15 protein-coding genes are annotated in these 17631 nt (G+C 62.9%); 6 read left to right on the plus strand and 9 right to left on the minus strand.

Translation table 11 applies throughout. From position 1 onward, the window contains the following. The first annotated feature begins 10 nt into the window (after positions 1-10). Both FHU29_RS04255 and FHU29_RS04260 read left to right on the plus strand, forming a co-directional pair. The gene (locus FHU29_RS04255; RefSeq protein ID WP_064440305.1) at positions 11-1930 is read left to right on the plus strand and encodes an ABC transporter ATP-binding protein; all 1920 of its coding nucleotides are present in this window, start codon (positions 11-13) and stop codon (positions 1928-1930) included. A gap of 119 nt (positions 1931-2049) precedes the next feature. Then, positions 2050-3678, plus strand: coding sequence for an ABC-F family ATP-binding cassette domain-containing protein (locus FHU29_RS04260; RefSeq protein WP_064440306.1), 1629 nt, complete (start codon positions 2050-2052; stop codon positions 3676-3678). Here FHU29_RS04260 and FHU29_RS04265 read toward each other — a convergent pair. The 3 genes from FHU29_RS04265 to FHU29_RS04275 all read right to left on the minus strand — a co-directional run bounded on the left by FHU29_RS04265 (position 3650) and on the right by FHU29_RS04275 (position 7163). Beyond that, positions 3650-5161 (minus strand): SDR family oxidoreductase, encoded by a 1512-nt coding sequence (locus FHU29_RS04265; protein ID WP_064440307.1) that lies wholly within the window; start codon positions 5159-5161, stop codon positions 3650-3652. The genes FHU29_RS04260 and FHU29_RS04265 overlap by 29 nt on opposite strands. A gap of 34 nt (positions 5162-5195) precedes the next feature. Continuing rightward, positions 5196-5585 carry a TM2 domain-containing protein gene (locus tag FHU29_RS04270; RefSeq protein ID WP_232322956.1) on the minus strand — a complete coding sequence of 130 codons (390 nt, stop codon included), beginning with the start codon at positions 5583-5585 and terminating at the stop codon, positions 5196-5198. Between the two features lie 168 nt (positions 5586-5753). Continuing rightward, a complete protein-coding gene (locus tag FHU29_RS04275) occupies positions 5754-7163 on the minus strand; it encodes an alanine/glycine:cation symporter family protein (protein WP_064440308.1) in 1410 nt (469 codons plus the stop codon). 120 nt (positions 7164-7283) lie between these two features. On the opposite strand from FHU29_RS04275, the gene FHU29_RS04280 reads away from it, so the two are divergent. Then, positions 7284-8093 carry a glycerophosphodiester phosphodiesterase family protein gene (locus FHU29_RS04280; RefSeq protein WP_064440373.1) on the plus strand — a complete coding sequence of 270 codons (810 nt, stop codon included), beginning with the start codon at positions 7284-7286 and terminating at the stop codon, positions 8091-8093. A gap of 1 nt (position 8094) precedes the next feature. On the opposite strand, the gene FHU29_RS04285 is transcribed toward FHU29_RS04280, so the two are convergent. Beyond that, positions 8095-8682, minus strand: a complete 588-nt coding sequence (locus FHU29_RS04285; protein WP_064440309.1) for a TetR/AcrR family transcriptional regulator — start codon at positions 8680-8682, stop codon at positions 8095-8097. A 96-nt stretch (positions 8683-8778) separates the two neighbouring features. Between FHU29_RS04285 and FHU29_RS04290 the strand changes: the two genes are divergently transcribed. Beyond that, positions 8779-10098: a cytochrome P450 gene (locus FHU29_RS04290; RefSeq protein WP_064440310.1), complete on the plus strand. Its 1320-nt coding sequence runs from the start codon at positions 8779-8781 to the stop codon at positions 10096-10098. A gap of 9 nt (positions 10099-10107) precedes the next feature. After that, on the plus strand, positions 10108-10701 hold the full coding sequence (locus FHU29_RS04295; protein ID WP_064440311.1) for an MOSC domain-containing protein: 594 nt from the start codon (positions 10108-10110) through the stop codon (positions 10699-10701). A 3-nt stretch (positions 10702-10704) separates the two neighbouring features. Here the strand turns inward: FHU29_RS04295 and FHU29_RS04300 are convergent, their stop codons facing one another. Beyond that, on the minus strand, positions 10705-11724 hold the full coding sequence (locus FHU29_RS04300) for an SDR family NAD(P)-dependent oxidoreductase (RefSeq protein ID WP_064440312.1): 1020 nt from the start codon (positions 11722-11724) through the stop codon (positions 10705-10707). Between the two features lie 116 nt (positions 11725-11840). Beyond that, positions 11841-13166, minus strand: a complete 1326-nt coding sequence (locus FHU29_RS04305; protein ID WP_064440374.1) for an AI-2E family transporter — start codon at positions 13164-13166, stop codon at positions 11841-11843. 154 nt (positions 13167-13320) lie between these two features. On the opposite strand from FHU29_RS04305, the gene FHU29_RS04310 reads away from it, so the two are divergent. Then, positions 13321-15003, plus strand: a complete 1683-nt coding sequence (locus FHU29_RS04310; protein WP_064440313.1) for a cation:proton antiporter — start codon at positions 13321-13323, stop codon at positions 15001-15003. Here FHU29_RS04310 and FHU29_RS04315 read toward each other — a convergent pair. From FHU29_RS04315 to FHU29_RS04325, 3 genes are read right to left on the minus strand one after another with little or no spacing between them, the layout of a single operon-like run. Beyond that, a complete protein-coding gene (locus FHU29_RS04315) occupies positions 14993-16102 on the minus strand; it encodes a VIT1/CCC1 transporter family protein (protein WP_064440314.1) in 1110 nt (369 codons plus the stop codon). The genes FHU29_RS04310 and FHU29_RS04315 overlap by 11 nt on opposite strands. Before the next feature lie 31 nt (positions 16103-16133). Then, positions 16134-17189, minus strand: coding sequence for an HNH endonuclease domain-containing protein (locus FHU29_RS04320; protein ID WP_341478961.1), 1056 nt, complete (start codon positions 17187-17189; stop codon positions 16134-16136). Between the two features lie 16 nt (positions 17190-17205). Then, a complete protein-coding gene (locus tag FHU29_RS04325) occupies positions 17206-17553 on the minus strand; it encodes a YidH family protein (protein ID WP_064440316.1) in 348 nt (115 codons plus the stop codon). Positions 17554-17631: the final 78 nt, after the last annotated feature.

Here is a 17631-nt window from a genome sequence, read left to right on the forward strand (position 1 = left end):
CAGGAGCGCGATGACCAGGCCAATGGCGCCCGCCACCACACCGGGCAACCCGAACGACCGCGCCAGCCAGTTCGTGCCCACCGTGCGGCGCTTGTTTCGCCGGCTGGTGCCGCGCAAAATCGCACTGATCGCTGTACTCGCCTGCACCGTCACGTCCGTCGCGCTGAACGCGATCGGTCCCCGCATCCTCGGCTGGGGCACCGACATCATCTTCAACGGCGTGATCGGACGCGATCTTCCCGCCGGGCTCACCCGTGACGAAGCGGTGGCGCAACTCCGCGCCGAAGGACGCGACACATTCGCGGACATGGTGTCCGGTATGACTCTTGTCCCCGGTTCAGGTGTCGATTTCAGCGCGCTTGCGCGGGTGCTGTACCTCGCGCTCGCGATCTACTTAATGGCATCGCTGTGCGCCTGGGCATCCGGCTACATCCTGAACATTGTGGTGCAGAGCGTCATCCGCCAGCTGCGGGCTGACGTGGAGGGAAAGGTGCATCGCCTGCCGCTGGTCTACTTTGACCGGCACCAGCGTGGTGACGTTCTGAGTCGTGTCACCAACGACATCGACAATCTCTCACAGAGCTTGCAGCAGACGATCAGCCAGATGCTGAACTCGCTGCTCACAGTTGTCGCGGTGCTAGCGATGATGGTGTGGATATCGCCGCTGCTCGCCGTGATCGCACTGCTGACGGTTCCCGCCGCGATGGTGGTGACGGCACTTATCATGCGCCGGGCGCAGCCGCACTACGCTGGCCAGTGGCGTCACACCGGCAAACTCAATGGGCACGTCGAAGAGTCGCACACCGGCCACGAACTCGTTCTCGCGTACGGCCGTGAAGAGGACGCACAGCAGGTGTTCGATGCGCACAACGAGAAGCTGCAGCTGTCCGCGTTTAAAGCGCAGTTCCTGTCTGGGCTGGTTATGCCCATGATCCAGTTCCTGGGGAACCTCAACTACGTCCTTGTCGCGGTGATCGGTGGCATGCGCGTGGCCAGCGGTTCGATGAGTCTCGGTGAGGTGCAGGCCTTCATCCAGTACTCACGCCAGTTCACGCAGCCGCTGTCGCAACTCGCGTCCATGGTGAGCGTCCTGCAGTCCGGCGTCGCGTCGGCTGAGCGAGTGTTCGAATTGCTCGACGCCGAAGAAGAAACCGCTGACCCGGTCGATGAGCAGATAATCGCCGACCCGCGTGGACACGTCGAGTTCGACCACGTGTCGTTCCGCTACCGGCCCGAACAGCCGCTCATCGACGACCTGTCGCTGACAGTGGAGCCAGGGCAGATGGTCGCCATCGTCGGCCCTACCGGCGCGGGAAAAACGACGCTCGTGAACCTGTTGATGCGCTTCTACGACATCGATTCGGGATCGATCCGCATCGACGGTATCGACACCCGCCGAATGAGTCGCGCCGAATTGCGTTCCCGCATCGGAATGGTCCTGCAAGACACGTGGCTCCTCGGTGCGTCCATCAGAGACAACATCCGGTACGGCGCGGACATCACCGATGACGCTGCGGTGATCGCTGCGGCGAAAGACAGTTATGTCGACCGGTTCACACGCACACTGCCCGACGGGTATGACACGGTGCTCGATGAAGAGTCCGGGAACGTCAGCGTGGGGGAGCAGCAGCTCATCACGATCGCGCGGGCTTTCGTCTCAGAGCCGCAGATCCTGATCCTCGACGAAGCGACATCGTCCGTGGATACCCGCACGGAACTGCTGATCCAGCAAGCAATGGCACGGCTTCGCGCCGACCGCACAGCGTTTGTGATCGCCCATCGGCTGTCAACCATTCGGGACGCGGACGTCATTCTCGTCATGGAGGACGGGCGCATCGTCGAACAAGGCTCCCACGACGACTTGATCGCAGCACGCGGCGCCTACCACCGGCTGTACATGAGTCAGTTCGCCGCGGCAGTCACGGAATAAACCACTTGCGTGCGGCCCGCGCCGCAGGCACACTCGACGACATGAAGAGCTGACACCTGTCGTTCCCGCTGTGCGCATCACCTGCCCGGCGGGTTGTCCGTACCGACGGATGGGTGTCTATGCCTCACGAAATTCTGCGCGCAATTGATCTTGTCAAGATTTATGATGGACGCCGCGTCATCGATGGACTGAGCCTCACTGCTTCGCCAGGTGAGCGCATCGGCCTGGTCGGTGAGAACGGCGCAGGGAAGTCAACGCTCCTCAGGCTGCTCGCGGGGGTTGAAGAGCCTGACGGCGGCACCCTCGAACGCCCTTTGGATTCAGGGTTTCTCGCTCAGGAGCTGCCGTACTCTCCGGAGACGACACTCCAGGAAGCAATCGACGACGCGCTGGCGCTCACGCTGCAGCTCTCTGCCGAACTTTCACTCACTGCAGCTGAACTCGCAGACAAACCGGATGATCCCGTAATGCTTGCGCGCTACGGAGCCCTTCTGTCCCGCGCCGAAGAAACCGGGTTGTGGGACGCTGAGAGCAGAGCGGAGAAGGTCCTCGATCGGCTCGGTCTCAGCGGGATCGCCCGGACGACACCCCTTCAGGCCATTTCGGGCGGGCAGCGGTCCCGGCTCGCGCTCGCGGTGCTGCTGATCCGGCAGCCACGTGCGCTCCTGCTCGACGAGCCGACAAACCACCTGGACGAAACAGCGACAACGTTCGTCGAGGAGCATTTACGCACGCTGCCCGGCACCGTTGTTCTCGCGTCCCACGACCGCGCCTTCCTCGATGCGGTGTGCACGACGGTGATTGATCTCGACCCGTCACGCGGCGGCGTGACCCGCTACGGCGGCAGCTATTCGCACTATCTGTCCGAGAAGCAGAAGGAACGCGTCAGGTGGGAACAGCAGTATGCGGCCGAACAAGCGGAACTGCACGAGCTGGAACACTCGGTCACTGTCACCGCACGCGAGGTCAGTCACGGCCGCCCGATGCGGGACAACAACAAACTCGGCTACGACCGCTTAGGCGGCCGGGTCGAGAAACAAGTATCCCGAAGGGTGCGCAATGCGCAGCGCCGTCTTGACGAACTGGAACGCGACCAGGTTGCGGCACCGTCCCAGCTCCTTAAATTCCGCGCGTCCCTGACAAGTGCCAGCGTCATCGAGGAGCCCGCGCTCACGGCGACCGACGTTGTTGTGCCGCGAAGGCTGACGATCGAGGCGCTCGAGATCACCAGTTCGGAACGTCTGCTGGTAACAGGTCCGAACGGAGCCGGGAAGTCGACGCTGCTGAGTGTGCTCGCGGGGACCCTGCAGCCCACGTCCGGATCAGTGAAGGTGGCTGACGGGGTGACCCGGAAAATGCTGCTTCAAGACGTCTCGTTCATCCGGGCGCATCGCAGCGCGTCGCTCGTCTACCGGGAACACGCTGGCGACGACGTGCCGAGCCTCATGGAACTGGGCTTACTCACCGCGACGCAAGCTGACTCATCCGTCGCGCACTTGTCGGTTGGGCAGCGGCGCAGACTCGCACTCGCGATTCTGCTCGCCAGCCCGCCCGATGTCTTGCTGCTCGACGAACCGAGTAATCACCTGTCACTACGGCTGGTGGAGGAACTCGAAGATGCTTTCGATTCGGCTCCCGGCGCTCTGATTGTCGCTTCGCACGACAGATGGCTGCGGAAACGGTGGGATGGTCGCGAAGTCCGTTTGCTGAACGGAACTGCTAAGGAGTTCGTTCCGCTGTCTGCGTGATGTTCCTCGCCATGCCCTGGAAAATGATCCCGTGGAAGGGAAGGATCGAAAACCAGTACAGGCGCCCGAATAAGCCGCGCGGGAAGAACACTGCACGCTGCAGCAGTTCGGAGCCGTCGTCGTGTGGCTGTACGCGCATCTCAAGCCACGCACCCCCCGGCACCTTCATTTCTGCTCGCAGCCGCAAAAGCGATCCGTGCTCGATTTCCTCGACGCGCCAGAAATCCAGTGCCTCACCCTTGTAGAGCCGGTGGGGGTCACGGCGCCCGCGGCGCAAACCTACGCCTCCGACGACCCGGTCCATCCAGCCGCGAATCGTCCAGGCCAACGGGAATGAATACCAGCCGTTTTCACCGCCGATACCCTCGATCACTGCCCACAGCTTTTCAGGGGACGCCGAGGTCGATTGGGTGCGGAGATCGGTGTAGGCGGTTTCGCCCGCCCAGTCGGGATCAGACGGCAGCAGATCCGATGGTGTGTCAGGCACTGCCGCGTTGGACCAGCGGGTCTCGACCTTGCCGTCCTCGATCCTCTGTAGCGCGAGGTAGACGGAGCGGCGGTACGGAGTGAGTCCGCCCTCCGGCTGCGGGACGTAGCCGTCGATGTCATTTTCGTGCGCGACGGCTTCGCATTGCAGCGACTCGATGAGGGGCATCGCGAGGGCTTTGGGCACCGGGGTCACCAGGTTGATCCAATGGCCCGCGAGCCGCGGCGTCAGCACCGGGACGACCAGCATGCGCCGTTTCGGGAGGCCTGCGACGTCGCCGTACGTGCGCATCATTTGGCCGTACTCCATCACGTCCGGGCCCCCGATGTCGAAGGACCGATTCACTCCTTCGGCCACGGTGAGGTCCGCGAACGAGAGCAGGTAGTAGAGCGCGTCACGAACAGCGATCGGCTGAATGCGATTTTTCACCCACTTAGGTGTCACCATGACGGGCAGCCGGTCGGTGAGGTGACGGATCATCTCGAACGACGCGGAACCTGAACCGATGACGACACCGGCTTGCAGCACCACTGTAGGGATCGACGAGGCCAGCAGAATGTCGCCGACTTCGGCACGCGAACGCAGATGCGGTGAGAGATCTCCGTCCGCAGGGTGCAGCCCACCGAGATAGACGATTCTTTTGACTCCAGCGGCTTCAGCTGCGGCGACGAAGTTGCGCGCGGAGTCCCGTTCAAGGTCGGCGAACTTGCCGGCGCCGCCCATCGAATGGACGAGGTAGTACACGACGTCGATGCCGTCACATGCGGCGCGCAGACTGTCAGCGTCGGTGAGGTCGCCTTGTACGATCTCAGCGTCGGGAGACCAGGGGACATCACGAAGCTTGTCGGGGGTGCGCGCGAGCACGCGAACTTTGTGACCAGCCTCGATCAAACGCGGTGCGAGCCGACCGCCGATGTAACCCGTCGCCCCCGTGACGAGGCACGAACTCGTGGTTTCGGGGATGGGCACAGGATCAGGAAGCTGATCATCCGTCATGACGCCAAGCTACCAGCGCGGGACGCGGCGTGCCTCAGGGACGCAGCGGTCTGCCGTGTTCGTCGTGGCCGCCGTTGATGAGGATGAGGATGCCGTCAATCAGGCTCCAGATCCAGCCGAGCCCGCACGTCACGATCGCCACGAGCAACTGAGCGATACCCAGGCCGATTTGGCCGGCATACATTCGGCCCACTCCCGCGACAAGAATGTTGAGGAGTCCCGCGCCCAGTCGGCTCTTCGGCGAGAACGGTACGCCTGTCGCTGGGTCGTACCCGAATGGGGCGCCGGGCTGCGAGAAATACGGTGGGTACTGCGGCGGCTCCCACGCACCAGAATCTGGCCCGGTCGCGCCGAACGGGGGTGGGGGCTGAGTAGCGTCCCACCGATTCTCTTGCTCGTCGCGTCTCGGTCCTTGATCTGTCACGAGTGACAAAGGTACGTCAGAAGTTTCCGACTGTGGACCCTAAGGTGACAAACCCCACCGCATTCGCCGCCAGCTTCGCGGGCGAATGTATCGAGTCTCACTCGGAAACCAATACATCCGCCCGCGAACTCTCTATACGGCGACAGCCGAACCAGGCGCCCTGCAGATTTAGCGCGGCAGGGTCGCCATAAATTCGCGCACTTGCCGCGCCGAGGCGCGCAATTCCGGATCATGCTGCAGATAGTGTTTCGTTTCCCGTGCGATGAGCCCAGAAAGCAGCAGCAGCCCGATCAGGTTGGGCAACGCCATGAGGCCGTTGAGAATGTCCGCAATCGTCCAGACAATCGTCAGCTGAGAAACCGCGCCTATGAAAACCACGCACGTGAAGAAGACACGGTAGGGGGCCACCCCGCGGCGCCCAACGAGTCGCTCGACGCAGCGTTCGCCATAGTAGGACCAGCCGAGGATCGTGGAGAAGGCGAAGAACATCACGCTGAACGACACGATGTAATGGCCCCACTCGCCCGGCAGTCCGATGGTGAACGCGTTGGCTGTCATCGTGCCTGAGGCTTCACGGTCAACATCCCAGACGCCGGTGGTGATGAGTACGAGACCGGTGAACGAAACCACGATGATCGTGTCAATGAAGGTCTGAGTCATCGACACCAGGCCCTGACGCACAGGATGAGTCGTTCTCGCGGCGGCCGCGGCAATTGCTGCCGACCCCATGCCGGACTCATTGGAGAAGATGCCGCGGGCGACACCCATCTGCAGCGCGTAGAGAAATGCAGAGCCGAGCAGCCCGCCAGCTGCCGACTGTCCGGTGAATGCTTCGGAAAAGATGAGTCCAAATGCGCTGGGAATCGCCGCTGCATTCGCGATGAGGATGTAGGTGCCGCCGATGAGATACACGGTGATCATGAAGGGCACGAACGCCGCGGTGACCCGGCCGATGGCTTTGATGCCGCCGACGAGCACCAGTCCGGTCAAAGTGAAAAGGATGAGGCCCGTGACAAACGGGCTGATTCCGAAAGTATTCTCCATCTGCGCGGCTACAGCGTTGCTTTGCGTCATGTTGCCGATGCCGAAACTGGCGAGCACAGCGAAGACGGTGAACAGGATGCTGAGAACGAGCCCCAGGTTGTTCTGGATGCCGCGGTATAGGTAGTACTGCGGTCCGCCGGACTGCTCACCCTTCGCGTCGGTCACCCGGAAGCGCACACCGAGGAAGGCTTCCGAGTATTTGCTGGCCATACCGACGAGCGCCGTGACCCACATCCAGAAAAGGGCACCCGGACCGCCGAGGCCAATCGCCGCGGCGACACCAACAATGTTGCCGACACCCACCGTCGCGGCCAGCGCGGTGGTCAGCGCCTGGTATTGGGTGATGTCCCCGTTGCCTCCATCGTCCCGCCGCTCGATCAGGGCAAGGCGCAGCGCGGGGACAAGCTTGCGGAACTGCAGGCCCCCAAGTCGAATGGTCAGATACAAGCCCGTTCCCAGCAACAGCGGGATCAGCAGCCACGGGCCCCAGACAAATGAACTGATGTCACCCAAAGTGTCTTCAACGTTCGGCATTGGAGAAATGTATATTGACGTCGCCGATCACGTGATTCGAGAATCGGACATTGAGCGAAACTGCCGTAGATGTCCGTTTTCTGTGAGCGAGCTGTCAGCCGTTACAGGCACACTGGCATCATGACGTCGCATCCCTACCTCGCGTCGCCCGCACCCCGGGCGTTCGCTCACCGTGGCTGGCACTTTGGTGAGTTCCAAGGCCTGGAAAACACGCTGGCAGCCTTCACCGAAGCTGCGCGTAGGGGATTTGAGTACCTCGAGATCGACGTCCGCGTCTCCTCCGACGGTGTGGTCGTGGTTCATCACGATGCGACTCTCGACCGGGTTTCCAACATGGAGGGGCGCATCGGCGATATGCCGTGGTCAGCGCTGGCGGAGGCACGCGTCGATGGTCGCGAACCGCTGAGCCGGCTTTCTGACGTACTCGAAGCGCTCCCGGATACCAAGTTCAATATTGATGTGAAGTGCGATGCGGCGGTGGAGCCGTTCGTGGATCTCGTCCAGCGCACCGCCGCTTTCGATCGGGTGGCGATGGCCGCTTTCTCGACCCGGCGCCTGAACTTGATGCGCAGGTTGTTCGGCGCAAGCGGTGGTGTTGTGCCGATCGCTGCGATGACGCCAGCGGCGGTGATGACTGTGTGGTCGTCGAGTCGCCTTGGTGCGCTGGGCTCCCAGGGCGCTCTCCCGAAAGCGATCCTCCGCCGGGTGGCGTGGGGCGGCATGGCACAGGTGCCGAGAACCTATGCGGGACGCACACTAGTGGACCCGAAGTTCATCCGGGCCGTACATGCCCTGGGTGCAGAGGTGCACGTGTGGGTGGTGGATTCCGAAGCGGAAATGCATGAACTGCTCAGCCTCGGGGTGGATGGCCTCGTCACTGACCGGCCCGAGACGCTGCAGCGAGTCCTCAACGAACGCAACGGTTCGTGAGTTACCCGGAGTCACGGCCGACGGAGTCGAAAAGCAGAGTGAGGCCGTTGATCAGTTCGGCCGGGCTCGGCGTGTTGTCCGCGTCGATCAGCCATTGCATGGCGAATCCGTCACACACGGCGATCATGAAACTGGCGATCGCGGCAGTGCGGGGGTCTTCCGCGGAAAGGCCGTCGACTGCTTCAGCGACGTAACCCGCTACGCGGCTGCGGATGGCGCGGTACTGCTCGGCGAACTGGTGGCGCAGTTCGGGCGTTCTTTCCGCCTGGGCGAGCGCTTCGGCGACGGCGACCAGCAGGGGCTGCTGATCGTGGAAGTCGTTGAGCATTGCTGCCCAGGTAATCACGGCTCGCTCGTGTGGTGAGTTGACCTGCGCTGTCATTGCGGTGTTCGCAAGGTAGGTCGTCCAGTCGCTGAACGCGTCGAAAATGGCCGCATTGAGCAGCGCCTCTTTGGACCCGAAGTGGTAGCCGATCGAAGCCAGGTTGGTGCCCGACTCCGCGACGAGGTCCCTGGCAGTGATTCGCGCGTAGCCCTTCTCACTGATGAGCTTTCCCGCTGCAGCGAGGAGGTCTTCCCGATGGCCCATATAGGAGAGTTTAGGACTTCGATCTATACGTGTGTTCTATACGGATGTATAAATAGGAAGAAACAAAGCGAGTGACCTCAACGGAGAGGGACGAAGATGACACAGACCATGCGCCTGGACGTCCCGCCAGGACCGCAACTTCCACTAGCCGTTCAGACGTGGCGCTTTGCGCGCTCCCGGCACGAATGGATTCCTGAGCTGCGCAAACGCTACGGAGACGTGTTCACTCTGAGTGTGTACCCCCAGCGCAACCTCGTACAGCTCGCACATCCGGATGACATCCGCGCGGTGTTCGGTGGGCCACCGGATCTCTTTCACGCCGGAGAGGGAAATATGATCCTGACGCCGGTCATGGGTGAGCAATCAGTGCTGACGACCGACGAGGAACAGCACCGTCGCCTTCGGGCCCTGCTGATGCCACCGTTCCACGGTCAGGCGCTGCGTGGCTATCGGAACATGGTTGCCGCGCTTGCCCGCGACGATGCCTCGGGGTGGCCAATCGGTAAGCCCTTCGCGACCCATTCGCGTATGCAGGCACTCACCCTCGAGATCATCATGCGAGTGGTGTTCGGGGTCGCCGAGGGCCCCCGGCTCGATGCGCTGCGTAATCTGCTCGGCCGCCTGGTCTCGCTGAACTTACTGTTCCTCTTCGGTATTCACGATCCGCGCTTGCGCCGGTTCGGGCCCTGGCGCCGGACGGTCCGGATGCAGGGTGAGATCGACGCGCTTCTCGCCAGCGAGATCAGGGAGCGCCGCCGTGCTGCTGACCTCGCTGACCGGCCCGACGTGCTCTCTCAGCTCATCGCTGGCTCGTCACCTGCCGCCGGGAACGCGAGTGACGGACTCACCGACGCCGAGCTGCGGGACCAGCTGATCACGCTGCTCCTCGCCGGTCACGAAACGACCGCAACCGCGCTCTCATGGGCGTTCCATGAGCTCGCCCGGGACCCGGAACGGCAGCGCCTTGGCCGGGAGGCTGCGCTGAGCGGGGACGACAAGTACCTGGAGGCGATCTTCAAGGAGGCACTGCGCCTGCGGCCCGTTATTTACGAAGTGGCGCGGACTCTGACCGACGACATCGAGATCCGGGGCTACCGTATCCCGGCGGGCTACACCGTGATGCCGATGATCGGTGTCGTCCAGTCCGACACAGAGAACTACGACGACCCTGAACTCTTCCGGCCTGAACGTTTCCTGAATGGCGGTCCAGCGCCGAACACCTGGATTCCCTTCGGAGGCGGAGTCCGGCGCTGCCTCGGAGCGGGGTTCGCGCAAATGGAGGGCACAGAGGTGCTTCGCGCTGTTCTGAGCCGGTACACCTTCAAGCCCGACAGGGTGGCACCCGAACGGGCTGTTCCCCGGAACATCACGCTCACACCCCGCCGGGGCGGGCGAATCGTCGCCTGGCCCGTCTAGTGTTGAGGTGTGAGAGATCGCGCAGACAACACGCAGCTCGCCGTTGAACGGGTGTTCGTGGGGACGCCCACTGTACTGGGGGATTTCGGCCGCGAGCGAGTTCTTAGCGCGATCGCAAAGCAGGAGGTGCGTGGCACGCACATCACGCTGCAGCCCACCAATCTCGACGGCGACCGGCAGGCTGACCTCGTCAACCATGGCGGCATCGACAAAGCGGTTTACCTGTATCCCGCAGAGCATTACAGCGAATGGAACACCAGCCAGTACACGCTCGCCGCAGGAGCGTTCGGGGAGAACGTATCCGTACGCGGCGCGCTCGAACCGGACGTTCGCATCGGCGATGTGTGGCAGTGGGGGGATGCGCTCATCCAGATCTCGCAACCCAGACAGCCCTGTTACAAACTGGGCATGCGCGTGGGAAACAAGGCGATCATCGCTGACATGGTGCGGTCAGGGCGCTGCGGCTGGTACGCCCGTGTCCTTCAGGCCGGCGACGTACCCGTTCGTGGCGCGATGGTGCTGCAGGACCGTAATAGCGACAGTCCCTCGGTGGCTGAAGCCTTCGCAATGCTCTTCGAATCGCCACGCACAGCCAGTAGCTGACAGTCAGCCCTCTCCAAGATCGACATCGCCAGCGCTGAGATCAAGTGCTTGGGCGCAGTATCGCCACAACCGGAGGACGTCCTCTGCTGACTGATGAGTGCCAGGAAGTCGGTGCGCCGCGCGTGAACGCCGGTCATGCCAGAACCGTCCCGGCGGAGGGGGTGGTTGTGAAGCCGCGAGCCACACGATCGTGTCCGCGGCCGACTCAGCGTTGCGCAGCAACGGCTTCATGATCTTGTGGAACCCGGGCAGCGCGTCAACGACGCCCGGCGTGTCCGCCCAGCCGGGGTGCATCGAATGGACGTCAGTGCCCTCCGGGCCCCAGCGCTGCGCCAGCAGGGGAGTCAGCGCAACCTGCATTCGTTTAGTGCGGGCGTAGGCTGTGGCGCCTTTGTAAGTCCCCGACAAGTATTCAGGGTCTTCCACGGGCACGCGCTGCGTATACATCCCGCCCGAGGACACGAAGATGATCCTGCCTTTTCCGGACGCCCGTAGCGCGGGCCTGGCGACCTCGGTGAGCAAAATCGGCCCTAGCACGTGCGTTGCGAGAGTGATTTCGTGACCGTCTGCGCTTTCTTCACGGTGTGACGGCAGCACCCCAGCGTTGTGTACAACAACGTCGAGGCGAGGTTCCTGGGAGATGATGTCGCGACCGGCTTTGCGTACCGACGCGAGGTCGGACACGTCGCAGATAACTGTCGCTATGTTCGCGTCCGGCAGTTCGGCACGGATCGCCTGTTCCGTGGCGTCGCCCTTCTCTTGTGACCTGACGCAAAGCAGCACGCGCGCACCCAATCTGGCGAGACCCAGCGCGCTCGCTGCACCAATACCAGAGCCCGCTCCGGTAACGAGCGCTGTCCGGTCGCGCAGTGCGCCAGACTGGGGGTCGTCCGGCCACGCCGGAAGCAGCCTGCGGGCCGCGAAACCAATCCGCGAAAAACCGCCCACCACGCTGCCCTCTAACACCGCATCCGCGGTACGGGCGAATAAACGCGCACTTCGGGGGCCAATTGACGCCGTCATACAGTCACCTGAATACCTCGTTGTAACTCAGCTTGCACGCTGGGCCAAAGCGGGAATGGCCCCGCTAGTGGCCTGGATAGTAAGGCTACTGAACACCGGCGGATGGTGCGGACAGTTCAGCTACGAGGGGACGAACGTGACTCGGCATCCTCATCGGCATCATCAGGCCCAACATCATCAGGCCCAACATCGTCAGGCCCAACATCGTCGTCAGTACCTTGGAGGTGTCTAGTCTCGTCCGCGGTTTTCTCGTCGAGAACCTCACCGACGTAACGGACTGCCACTGCGACCATCGCAGCGACGGGGACCGCGAGGAACGCCCCAACTATGCCGAACAGCCGAGCGCCCGCGGTGACGGACAGGAGCACCACGACCGGATGCAAATTCATGGAGCGGCTCTGCAGGATCGGCTGCAGAATGTTGCTCTCGAGCTGCTGAACCGCAACGATGATGCCGAGAACGATAAGGGCGTTGACGAGTCCATTCGCGACAAGCGCGACGAGCACGGCCAGCGCACCGGCCACGAACGCACCGACGATTGGCACGAACCCCGCGATGAAGGTGATGATCGCGAGGGCGTTCGCGAGCGGAACCCCCATCACAATCAGGCCGATCCAGATGAAGAACGCATCGACGAAACTGACGATCGCCTGCGCCCGAATGAAGCCGGCGAGTGTTTTCCACTGACGCCGGAGAACTTCGGCGACGTGGTGCGCGCCCGGCCCGCCGGTTGAGCGCAGGAACCAGGGGAGAAAACGCAGCCCATCCTTGAGGAAGAAGAAGGTCAGCACCAGGGAGAGCACAAGGGTGATGAGAATCGACGTAGCGGCCCCGATGCCCACGAACACGCCGGATGCGATGCGGTCCGAGCTTTCCTGAAGCACACCCGCCACCGCTTGTACGTACTCGTTGAGCTGCTCGGGCTCGATATTCAGCGGTGGACCTGAGATCCATTCCTGGATACTGAGGATGCCCTCTTCGGCTTGCTCAGCGAGCGCGGGCGCATCGTCGACAACCGAGGGCACAATCGAGGCAATCAACCCACCAAAAACCCCGAATGCAACGAGCAGACTGATCATCGACGCGAGCGCCGCGGGAACGTGGTGCCGATACAGCCAGCCAGCGATCGGCCAAAGCACGGTCGACACGATGACGGCCAGTGCAACCGGCAGCGCGATGACCCACATCTTGCCGACAACCCAGCCCACGATGTACGCGGCGGCGGCAAACAGGATCAGCCGCAAGCTCCAGATCGCGACCCAGCGGCCGCCTTCGCCAATGAAGTCGCCACGGTGGCGCGCGCGATGTGGGGCACGCGTCCGCTGCAGGTCAACCACTCCTGCGGCCTCGGCCACTTCCGGAACTGGTGAGGATCTCTGATCAGGCACAGGGAGCCCCGCTTCGTCGCTGGTGACGTGACATGGTGTGATCTTGGCATTCACGTTGCTGGTACACAACGTTTTCCGCATGTGAGTCCAGCATCGTTAACCCAGCGTTTCGGTCTGTGTCCGCAAGGTCCGGTAGGTCTGCTTCCACTGTTCTGGCCCGACTATGCGAAGGTAGAAGGAACATCCTGCTCATGATCGAAGGGCTTAGATGGACCTGCACGACTTCTCACTCATCGCAGCCGTGCTTGCTATTGCCGCGGTCGTTGCGCTTCTTGCTGTGCGCCTGAAGCAGCCCCTCATTGTCGCGTTCATCGGCGTGGGCATCCTGGTTGGGCCGGTTGGCCTCGGATGGGTGACCGCCGATGGGACAGTGGAACTACTTGCGCACCTCGGCATTGCCATCCTGCTGTTCCTCGTCGGGCTGAAACTCGATCTGCACCTGATACGGACCACCGGCCCGATCGCCCTCGCCACGGGGCTAGGGCAGGTCGCGTTCACGTCGGTGGTTGGCTATTTCATCGCGATCGCGCTGGGCATGGACACCGTCACGGCGATCTATGTCGCCGTGGCTCTGACGTTCTCGTCCACCATCATCATCGTCAAGCTGCTTTCCGACAAGCGGGAACTGGAGCAGCTCCATGGCCGCATCGCAGTCGGGTTCCTGATCGTCCAGGACATCGTCGTAGTCCTCGTCATGATCGGTTTGACAGCGTTCGGCCAGGAAGGCACCGACAACCTCGCGCTGGGCGTTGGCGAGGTCCTGGCGAAGGGACTTGGGCTCCTCATCGGTATTGCCCTGCTGATGAAGTATGTGATCCCCACGCTGATCAGAAGCATCGCCCAGTCACAGGAACTTCTGGTGCTGTTCGGCGTCGCGTACGCCGTGGCGGTGGCGGCGTTCAGCGACTGGCTCGGCTTCAGTTCAGAGGTGGGCGCATTCCTCGCAGGCGTGTCTCTCGCGTCAACGCCGTACCGCGACGCGCTGGGCGCGCGGCTCGTCAGTCTGCGAGATTTCCTGCTCCTGTTTTTCTTCCTCGCACTGGGAGCGCAGCTCGAGTTCACAGACGCGAGATCCCAGCTCACCGCAGCGGTAATTTTCTCGCTCTTCGTGCTGATCGGGAACCCGCTGATTGTCATCATCATCATGTCGCTGATGCGATACCCCGTCAGGGTCGGTTTCCTCGCGGGCCTCACCGTTGCCCAGATTTCGGAGTTCTCGCTGATCCTCGCGGCGCTAGGCCTCAGCCTTGGCCATATCTCTAACGCGGCGGTCAGCCTCATCACCGTCGTCGGGCTCCTCACGATCGGTGGCTCGACTTACTTGATCCTGTACTCCCATCAGATTTACGACAAGATCGGTCCGTGGCTCGAGAAAGTGTTCGACCGGACTCAGGGCAGGACCGTGGCGCTCACCGACCCGCCGCCGGACACCGACGTCATCCTGTACGGGCTTGGACGTTTCGGCGGGCACGTAGCGGACCGGCTCGGCCAATCTGGCTGGCGGGTTCTTGCGGTTGACTTCGACCCGTACCGGGTGGAGAAAAACGACCGGCCGAACGTCACGGCCGTATTCGGCAGTGCCGAAGATATTCACTTTCTCGAGACGCTCCCACTGGGCCGGGCGAAATGCGTGGTCAGTAGTGTGCCACTGCTGGACACCAACAAAGCGTTAATGCACGGCCTGCGCCATCACGATTACCGCGGCTGCGTCGCACTGACCGCGCACACGATGCACGACGCGGTGGAATTGCAGCGTTCAGGCGCGGATATCGTGCTCGAACCGTTCGACTTCGCGGCGACGACCACCGCGAACTCACTGGCAGAAATGATCGTGGAACTCGAGCGGCGGCGCAACGATGAGGATGGTGCTGCGGGTCCGGTCACCCGATAGTCGTGCCGAAGCCAAGGCCGAGCAGGTACGTGGCCGCCGCTGCGCCGTATCCAATCGCGAGCTGCCTCAGTGCGCGCTTAACGGGAGGCCCGCCCGAGAGCAGCCCGACGATCACACCGGTCGTGAGCAGCGCGAGGCCAACGAGAATGCAGGCAGTGACGATAGCGGCGAGGCCGTGCAGCCCAAGGAGGTACGGGAGCACGGGGATCACGGCGCCTGACGCGAAGAAGCCGAAGCTTGCCGCGGCTGCCCGGACGCCGGTTCCGACTGCCTCATGCGTGTCGCTGGAACTCCGCGCAGCCGCGCTGTCATCGTAATTGTGGCTGCGCAGAACCTCCGCGGCCTGAGCTTCCGCGTCCTCTGCGGACATCCCGCGGGCCCGGTACACCAATGCGAGCTCGTTCTCTTGGACGTCGAGCTTCGGCACAGCGTCGCGGGTTTCTGTGCTGGGAGTCGACGCGTCGAGCAGTTCACGCTGTGAACGCACGGAAATGTACTCGCCTGCACCCATCGACAGTGCGCCTGCTAGCAAACCTGCGAGACCTGCGAGCAGGACGACCTCGTTGTCGACGCCGCTGCCTGCAAACCCGAGAATGAGCGCAAGGTTGCTGACAAGCCCGTCGTTTGCGCCGAACACCGCCGCACGGAAGGTCCCGGAGAGCCGGTTGCGCCCGCGTGTGGCCAGCGCGCGGACCACCTCTTCATGGATGTGTTCGTCGGCCATCATCGCGTCAGTTGCGTCGATGTCCGACGCATAAGGTGACCGTTTCTCGGCGCGCTGCATCAGCGCGAGCACAAATACCGAGCCGAACCTTCGCGCGAACAGTCCGAGCATCCGCGTGCGGAGGTCGCCGCGCTTCGGCATACCGACGTGGTCACCGAGCAGGTTGCGCCAGTGCGCTTCGTGCCGTCCCTCCGCATGCGCGAGGGCGAGCAGGATCTCGCGTTCCTCTCCAGTGCGGCGGTCCGCCAAGTCCAGGTAGACCGCGGCCTCAGCCCGCTCGTTCGCGAGGTGGCGCCGCCAGCGCTGGATGTCCTTGGCATTGGGGGGATTCGCTGCATCACGGCGAACGACAGGATCAGGCGTGTCGCTCGGCATGTGGCCTCTCCTCCTCGATCAGATCTGTTCCCTAGGAAAGGTTACCGTGAGGGGCATATTGTTTCGGCGCACGCCATAACGGCACCCCCGGTGGCAGCGTGCCGTAAATACCGCGCGCGGCGTTGACCGTGCGGGTTTTCAGCACCGGGAGGCCGGTCAGATCTGCTATCGACGATAGGTCACCGGGCGGTCTCGCGACGGCCCGGTCTACGTGCACGCGAACGGGGAGCATGGCGGACTTATCGAGATTGCAGGCAGCGTCGACAAGGACGAGATTCGCGACACCGTCGATCGGAACTTTCGACCAGGGGAGTACGTGGTCGATATGAACGTCAGCGGGGAGGTTTCGGTCGCAGTAAAAGCAGCGCCCGTTCTGAAGGTCCCGGAGCGGGTTACGCAGCGAAAGCAAGTGCGAGCGTTCACTGCCGAAGAGGAACCCTGCGATGTCGTCGTGCTCGAGCGCCTGACGGTTGCAATCGACAACATCTCCGACCCAGACCATCTCGATCATCGGTTTGAGCAGGGGTGCGAAATCGCGAAGGGCGTCCGCTACTCCAGGCCGTAGTACGAGTGGACCGTGTTGCTCCAGTTCGCGTCGGGTGACGTTGTTGTGGAACGCACGCGCGTCGTAAATGAAATCGTTGCGCAAGTGAGCGAGCTGGCGGGTTGGTGTTTGCAGATGGGTCAGCGGGTACTTCGCGAGGATGAGTTCGACGCTCCGAACCATTCTCAGGTAGTCGGGGTCCTCGGCCTCCCGGGCCGCTTCCGGCGTGCGGACACCTCGGCCGAGCAGTACATCCCGCGCGTCCCCCACAAGCTTGAGAATCACAGGCGGTGCACTTTTGCTTTGGCGGAGCGGTCCGTACTCGGCGAATGGGCGCACTTGCGGCCAGTAGTACGCGACGACGCGGTGCGCGAGTTCCTGCACAGGGATGGCAAGCGTCCCGTCGGGGCGTGGCTGGTTCTCAACACACACATCCATGATGGCCATGAGGGTCGCGAGTTTGTAGGTCGACTGCCGTCGTCCCGTTTCCACCAGCGCGACAAGTCGTTGTGCGAACTCCATCGCTGATCCGCCGCTTGCCACAGGGACAGCCTAGCTTTCAGGTCACGAGGTCAGCGCCGATGGCAATGAGGGTGACGGCGCCGACCCCGACAATGGCGACGGTGATGATCGCGAGAGTCCGCGGGCCCGGCATCTCTTCCTCACCGCTTTCCAGGGCCTTCGCGACTTGGCGCCATCTCCGGAACCCTTCGGCCGCAGCGAGACAGGAGAGTGCGACCATTGCGAGGCCGATGACGGTGCGGACGGTCTGGGTGCTGAATGTCGGCACCACGTGGATAACAGCGATCCCGGCGACCATCAGTCCGAGCGACGTGCGCATCCAGGCGAGAAAGGTTCGTTCGCTGGCGAGCGTGAAACGTTCGTCGGGCCGGAGTGGTGCACTCATGAAGCGTCAGTATGCCACCAATGCCGGCGTCCGCTTGCTCTTGCGTTCGCCGTGGGACAGGCGAAGGATTGACGGTGC

Source organism: Hoyosella altamirensis (assembly GCF_014191505.1).
Taxonomy (GTDB): domain Bacteria; phylum Actinomycetota; class Actinomycetes; order Mycobacteriales; family Mycobacteriaceae; genus Hoyosella; species Hoyosella altamirensis.